6 protein-coding genes are annotated in these 5,957 nt (G+C 77.2%); 4 read left to right on the top strand and 2 right to left on the bottom strand.

Annotated elements, in window-relative coordinates:
• The coding region (locus ACFUEL_RS33285) for a DeoR/GlpR family DNA-binding transcription regulator (protein WP_380240900.1) at nucleotides 1–386 on the top strand (386 nt) is incomplete at its 5' end.
• Between the two features lie 16 nt (nucleotides 387–402).
• On the opposite strand, the gene ACFUEL_RS33280 is transcribed toward ACFUEL_RS33285, so the two are convergent.
• The gene (locus ACFUEL_RS33280; RefSeq protein WP_380240898.1) at nucleotides 403–783 is read right to left on the bottom strand and encodes a hypothetical protein; all 381 of its coding nucleotides are present in this window, start codon (nucleotides 781–783) and stop codon (nucleotides 403–405) included.
• A 475-nt stretch (nucleotides 784–1,258) separates the two neighbouring features.
• Here ACFUEL_RS33280 and ACFUEL_RS33275 point away from each other — a divergent pair, with 475 nt between their 5' ends.
• Genes ACFUEL_RS33275 through ACFUEL_RS33265 form a run of 3 tightly spaced genes read left to right on the top strand, consistent with a single transcriptional unit; the run spans nucleotide 1,259 to nucleotide 5,448 of the window.
• Nucleotides 1,259–4,090 carry an ATP-binding protein gene (locus ACFUEL_RS33275; protein ID WP_380240896.1) on the top strand — a complete coding sequence of 944 codons (2,832 nt, stop codon included), beginning with the start codon at nucleotides 1,259–1,261 and terminating at the stop codon, nucleotides 4,088–4,090.
• 29 nt (nucleotides 4,091–4,119) lie between these two features.
• Entirely contained in the window at nucleotides 4,120–4,713 is a 594-nt protein-coding gene (locus ACFUEL_RS33270) for an AAA family ATPase (RefSeq protein WP_380240894.1), read from the top strand.
• Between the two features lie 27 nt (nucleotides 4,714–4,740).
• The gene (locus tag ACFUEL_RS33265; protein WP_380240892.1) at nucleotides 4,741–5,448 is read left to right on the top strand and encodes a GNAT family N-acetyltransferase; all 708 of its coding nucleotides are present in this window, start codon (nucleotides 4,741–4,743) and stop codon (nucleotides 5,446–5,448) included.
• A gap of 81 nt (nucleotides 5,449–5,529) precedes the next feature.
• On the opposite strand, the gene ACFUEL_RS33260 is transcribed toward ACFUEL_RS33265, so the two are convergent.
• Complete coding sequence (locus tag ACFUEL_RS33260) at nucleotides 5,530–5,721, bottom strand: DUF5999 family protein (RefSeq protein ID WP_033251206.1); 192 nt, start codon at nucleotides 5,719–5,721, stop codon at nucleotides 5,530–5,532.
• Nucleotides 5,722–5,957 lie beyond the last annotated feature (236 nt).

Here is a 5,957-nt window from a genome sequence, read left to right as displayed (position 1 = left end):
TAAGAGACAGCCCCGGCAGCGGGCCGACCCTGCTGCTCACCGGCGGCACCCCCACCCCCTCCGCCGCCCTGGTCGGCCCACTGGCCGACCAGGCGATCCGCTCACTGCACGTCGACGTGCTGCTGATCGGCGCGCACGGCGTCTCCGAACGGGCCGGGCTCACCACGCCCAACCTGGCCGAGGCGCAGACCAACCGGGCCCTGATCGCCTCGGCCCGCCGGGTGGTCGCGGTCGCCGACCACAGCAAGTGGGGCGTGGTCGGCCTGAGCGCCTTCGCCACCCTGAACGAACTGGACTGCTTCGTCACCGACCCCGGCCTCGACCCGACCGCCCGAGCGGTGCTCGGCGAACAGGTGGGCCGGCTGATCGTGGCCGACCTGCCGTAGGGCCCGGGGCCCGCCCTCAGCGCGCCACGGCGAACCGGGCGGCGGGCAGCCGCCGGTGCGGGCGCGGCAGTTCGTGGACCGCGCACCCCGCCGCCTCGAACCGGCGCACGGTGGCGCGGGCCCGCTCGTCGTCCAGCGAGAAGACGAACGGTCCGGGCACTACGACGGCCGAGACCCGCCCCGCCGCCGCAGCCGCCAGCAGCGATTCCAGGGCGGTCAGCGGCTCGTGGGAACCGCGCCCGTTGTCCAGGAAGACGGTCGCCTCGCCCAGCCCGGCCTCCAGGGCGTAGTGACTGAGCGCCCCCCAGAAGTCCAGCAGGAAACCCGCGTCGTACGGGTAGCAGCGCAAGTAGATGGCGGTGGGACGGCTGGCCGCCGGACGGGTCCTGGGATTCATGGCTGCTCGCCTCCGGGTGGTGCGGATGGTGCCGGTACTTCCAGGGAAGTCCGCCCCCGCCCCCGGGAGAAGCCCCACCGGTACCCGTTCCCGCTCCCCGACCGCCCGGACATGGGTAGTCCCGGACCACGACCTGGGTAGTCCCCGGACCCACCCCCACCCACCACGGCTTCAACCACCGCCCGCTCGCCCACCTGCTGCCGCAGGGCCGCGCACCCGCCCGCCCGTCTTCGCCCGCGCCCCCGTCCGCCTGCCCGTCTTCGCCCGCCCCCCGTCCGTCTTCGCCCGTCCCCAGTCCGCCCGTCCGTCGTTGCCCAGCACCGTCCGCCTCCTCCGTTCTCCCGCTTCCCGTCCGCCTTCCCCGTCCGCCTTCCCCATCCGCCCCGGGGCCCCGCCCGCCGACGGCGCCGGACGGACGCGCGCCGGAAGGCGCAGTAGCGTGAGGGCAGGTGTCCACGGCGGTCGGGAGCGGCAGATGACTGGCACGGCAGGGGACGCGGGGCGCGGGGCGGAGCGGCGCGGTTTCGCCTTCGTCGGCCGTGAGCGCGAACTGGCGGAGCTGGTGGCCCTGCTGGCGTCCCGCCCGGCCGTGGCCCTGGTGCAGGGCGAAGCCGGTATCGGCAAGACGCGACTGGTCGCCGAGGCCGTGGACGCGCTGCGGGCCCGGGGCGTGGGCGCCGTCACCGGCGGCTGCCACCCGCTGCGCGAACCGCTGCCCTTCGGTCCCGTCATCGACGCCCTGGACGCCCTCGGCCCGCTGCTGCCGGTCGACGCCCGGCTCGGCGCCGCCGGCGCCGCGCTCGCCCCGCTGCTGCCCCGCCTCGCCGGCCGGCTGCCCGCACCGCCCGCCGAACCGGCGGGGCCGGGTGAGCAGCGCCAGGCCGTGCTGAACGCCACCCGGGCCCTGCTTGCCGCCGCGGCCCCCGTCGTCCTGGTCGTCGAGGACGTCCACTGGGCCGACGACGCCACCCGCGAACTCCTGCTGCTGCTGGCCGGCAGCCTGCCCGAGGACGCCGCGCTGCTGCTGACCTACCGCGGCGAGGAGGTGCACGGCCCGCTGCTCGGCCGGGAACTGCGCCGCCCCGCCGGAACGGCCCTCGGCGACCTGGACCTGCACCGGCTGGACCGGCCCGCCCTCGCCGCCCTGGCCGGCTCCGCCCTCGGCCCGGACGGCGCCCGGCAGCTCACCGGCGCCCTGTACGAGCGCAGCCACGGACTGCCGCTGATCGCCGTGGAGGACCTGATCACCCTCGCCGGCCGCCCCGGCGCCGACCGCCGCCCCGACCTGCTCGGCGTGCCCCGCAGCCTGCGCGAGGTGCTCGCCGCCCGGATCGAACGGCTCACCCCCGACGCCGCCACCCTGGTCGACGCCGCCGCCGTGCTGGCGGTCCCGGCCGCCGAGGGCCTGCTCGCCGAGGCCGCCGGTCTCCCCGCCGACCGGGCCGCCGACGCCCTGACCGACGCCCTGGGCCGCTCCGTCCTGGTCGAGCACGGCCCCGACAGCTACGGCTTCTCGCACGCCCTGGCCCGCCGCTCCGTCTACGACGCGCTGCCCGGACCGGTCCGGATCCGCCTGCACCGCCGCGTCCTGGGTCTGCTCACCGCCCGGGAGCCGCCGCCGCTGGTGCAGATCGCCCACCACACCGAGGCGCTCGGCGACACCGCGCGCTGGCTGGTGCACGCCCGGGCCGCCGCCGACCGGGCCATGGAGGTCGGCGACCTGGGCACCGCGGCCCTGATGCTCCGCCGGATCATCGACCACCCGGGCCTGCCCGCCGACGAACTCGGCGCCGCCGCCCGCTCCCTGGCCGAGGCCGTCGCCTACACCGCCGAGGCCGGGGCCAGCGCCGAGGCGCTGCGCCGGATCGTCGACACCCCCGGCCTGGCCCCGGCCGTCCGCGGCGAGATCCGCGCCCGGCTCGGCAACCTCCTCCGGCTGCACCTCGGCGGCTCCCACGGCGTCGCCGAACTCGCCGAGGCCGCCGTCGAGTTGGAGGTGGAGAACCCCCGGCACGCGGCCAAGACGCTGTCCGTCATCGCCTCCATGGACACCGGGGACGCCACCGCCGCCGAACGCCGCCGCTGGATGGACCGCGCCCTCGCCCTGCTGGAGCGCGTGGACGACCCCGAGACCACCGCTGTCGTCCGCACCAACCTGCTGGTCTCGCTCCCGGAGTGCGCGGCCCCCGAGGTCCCCGCCCGGCTCGCCGCCCTGCCCCGGCACGACGACAACCCCAGGATCGTGTTCTACACGGCGATCAGCCTCTCCAACGCCGCCGAGATCGGCTGCTGCACCGGCCTCGACGCGCAGGTCCGGGCCTGGGCCGAGGAGGCCGCCGCCCTCTGCGAGCGGGCCGGACTCGGCGGTCTCGCCATGTATGCCCACAGCTACCCCGTGCTGCTCGACTGGGCGGCCGGCCGGTGGAACGGGTTCGACGCGGCCCTCGCCGCCTACCGCCTGCGCTTCCCGGACAGCCCCGTCGCCGACGCCGGACTGCTCGCCGCCGCCCAGGGCCGGATCGCCGCCGCCCGCGGCCGCGCCGCCCGCGCCGCCGAGCACTTCCGCCGCGCCCTCGACCAGGACGCCACCAGCGTGCCCGCGCTGCCCGCCGCGGCCGGCCTGGCCCGCCTCCGGCTCGACCGCGACGACCCCGACGGCGCCCGGCGGATCCTCGACTCCGCGCTGCGCCTGCTGCGCCGCCGCGAAGCCTGGCCGTTCGCCTTCGACCTGCTGCCCACCGCCGTGGAGGCCGCCCTGCGCGGCGGCGACCGGGCCGCCGCCACCGCCCTCGCCGCCGAGCACGCCGCCGGCCTCGACGGGCTGTCCAGCCCCGGCGGCCACGCCGAACGCCACTTCGCCGCCGGGCTGCTCGCCGACACCCCGGACGGGGCGGCCGCCGCGTTCCTGCGCTCCCGCGACGCCTGGCGGGAGATCGGCCGCCCGCACCCCGCCGCGCTCGCCGCCGAACGCGCCGCCCTGGCCGGGCCCGTCACCGCCGCCGCACCCCTGCTGACCTCGGCGATCGACGCCTTCGACCACCTCGGAGCCGTTGGCGGCGCCTCCCGCTGCCGCCGCCGGCTGCGCGCCCTCGGCCCCGTCCCGCGCACCCCAGGGGACCCCGCCGACACCCTCTCCCCGCGCGAACGCCAGGTCGCCGAACTGCTCGCCGAAGGCGCCCGCAACAGGGACATCGCCGCCGCCCTCTACGTCTCCGAGCGCACCGCCGAACACCACGTCGCCGCCGTGCTCCGCAAACTCGGCACCTCCCGCAGGGCCCTGCGCCGACCCACCGCCGGAAACACCTGACGGTGCGTCAACACCGCTAGCCTGCACGGATGATGACCGTACTGGTGAACGGCCTGCCCGGCTCGGGCAAGAGCACCCTCGGCCGGGCCCTGGCCGCCGAGCTGGGCCTTCCGCTGCTCAGCAAGGACGCGGTGAAGGAGACCCTGGCCGACCAGCTCGCCGGCCTGCGCGTCCCGGACCGCTGGGAGTGGAGCCGGCTGCTCGGCGCGGCCGCGGGCGAGACGCTCTGGCGGCTGCTGCGGGACGCCCGCGGCGCGGCCGTGCTGGAGGCGCCCTGGCTCGGCGGGCCGATGCGCCGGACCGTCCGGGCCGGGCTGGACTCCGCCGGGGTGGCCGCCGTGCAGGAGGTCTGGTGCGAGATCCCCGTCGCGCTGGCCCGCCGCCGCTTCGAGGACCGGATGCCGCACCGCCACCCCGTCCACCCCGAGCGCCCCGGCGAGCCCGACGGCCGCTGGGACGGGTGGGCCCGCGGGGCCGCCCCGCTGGCCCTCGGCCCCGTCCACCGGGTCGACACCACCGCCCCGGTCGACGTCCCCGCCCTGGCCGCGGCGCTGCGGAGGGCGCACGCCGCAAACCCCGGTGACGCGCCCGACGCCCCGGAGGTAATATTCACTCGCCAGTAGAGACCATTACATCCCTGGAGCGTGCCCGTGACCGACGACGCCACCGTCCCCGAACTCGTCCGAGCCTGGATCAGCGGCTGGACGGTCTCCCGCGGCGCCGCCGACCCCGCCCCCGAGCCCTGGGGCTGGAGCATCGACGTCGGCCAGGCCCGCCAGGTGCGGCGCCACGTGCTGCCCGCACCCGCCGAGGAGGAGGTCCGCAAGCTCGCCGGGAGCACCACCGCCCCCTGGACGTGGCTCAAGCTGTTCGCCGAGGACGAGCGCGTCCTGCCCTGGATCGGCCGCGGCTGGCACCAGGACACCCCCGGGTACCTGATGACGCTTCCGCTGCGCCCCGGACGGGCGGCCGTCCCGGCCGGCTACCGGATCACCACCTGGAGCCGCGGCGACACCGTCCGGGCCCTGGTCCGCACCGCGGACGGCGCCTTCGCCGCCCGCGGCCAGATCGCCCTGGCCCCCGCCACCCCGCTCGGCGGCCGGGTGGACGTCCCGCTGCTCGCCGTCGCCGACCAGATCGAGACCGACCCGGGGCACCGCCGCCGCGGCCTCGGCTCGGCGCTGATGCGCACGCTGCAGCACGAGGCGCACGCGGCCGGCGCGCGCACCGCCCTCCTGGTCGGCACCACCGAGGGCCGCGCCCTCTACACCAGCCTCGGCTGGACGCTGCGCTCCCCGATGGTCAGCCTGTGGTACGACCCCGCGACACCCACCGCCCGCCCGCACGGCGGCTCCTGACCGCAGACCCCGGCGGGCGCGGCGACGGCGCGGCGGCGACAGCGGCAGCGGCAGCGGGGTGGCGGCGGGGGCGGCGGCAGGTCAGGCGGCGATCAGCAGGCTCCGGCGGGGGGCGATCACCCGGCCGTCCGGCAGCAGCTCACCGGTGTCGTCGAACAGCAGCACCCCGTTGCACAGCAGGCTCCAGCCCTGCTCGGGGTGGCGCGCCACCGGGACGGCCGCCTCGCGGTCGGCCGATTCGGCGGACGGACACTCGGTTCGGTGCTGGCACATCCTTGTACCTCGCTTCGCTGAAAATTTGCACCGGATCAGGTGTGAAACGGCGTCAGCCGGGTAGGACGATTGGTCCTCCCCCCGACCGTCACCAGTGTCCGACTCCACGGGCGCTCGCGCAGCCATTTGGTGACATGCGCCACAGAAGAGCACGCGAGATCACCCGACCGGGCGGGAGACGAACGGATCCGCGCACGAACGGGCCATGTCGTCCTGATCCGATCGGATCAGGACGA

The organism is Kitasatospora sp. NPDC057198, from assembly GCF_042670125.1.
Classification (GTDB): domain Bacteria; phylum Actinomycetota; class Actinomycetes; order Streptomycetales; family Streptomycetaceae; genus Kitasatospora.
Note: the sequence above shows the minus strand (reverse complement) of the source record. Positions and strands in the feature narration are given on the sequence as shown.

Bases quoted from the DNA above. Each gene is read 5' to 3' on its own strand.
- ACFUEL_RS33280 (WP_380240898.1), bottom strand. From the start codon at position 783: ATGAATCCCAGGACCCGTCCGGCGGCCAGCCGTCCCACCGCCATCTAC.
- ACFUEL_RS33275 (WP_380240896.1), top strand. From the start codon at position 1,259: ATGACTGGCACGGCAGGGGACGCGGGGCGCGGGGCGGAGCGGCGCGGT.
- ACFUEL_RS33270 (WP_380240894.1), top strand. From the start codon at position 4,120: ATGATGACCGTACTGGTGAACGGCCTGCCCGGCTCGGGCAAGAGCACC.
- ACFUEL_RS33260 (WP_033251206.1), bottom strand. From the start codon at position 5,721: ATGTGCCAGCACCGAACCGAGTGTCCGTCCGCCGAATCGGCCGACCGC.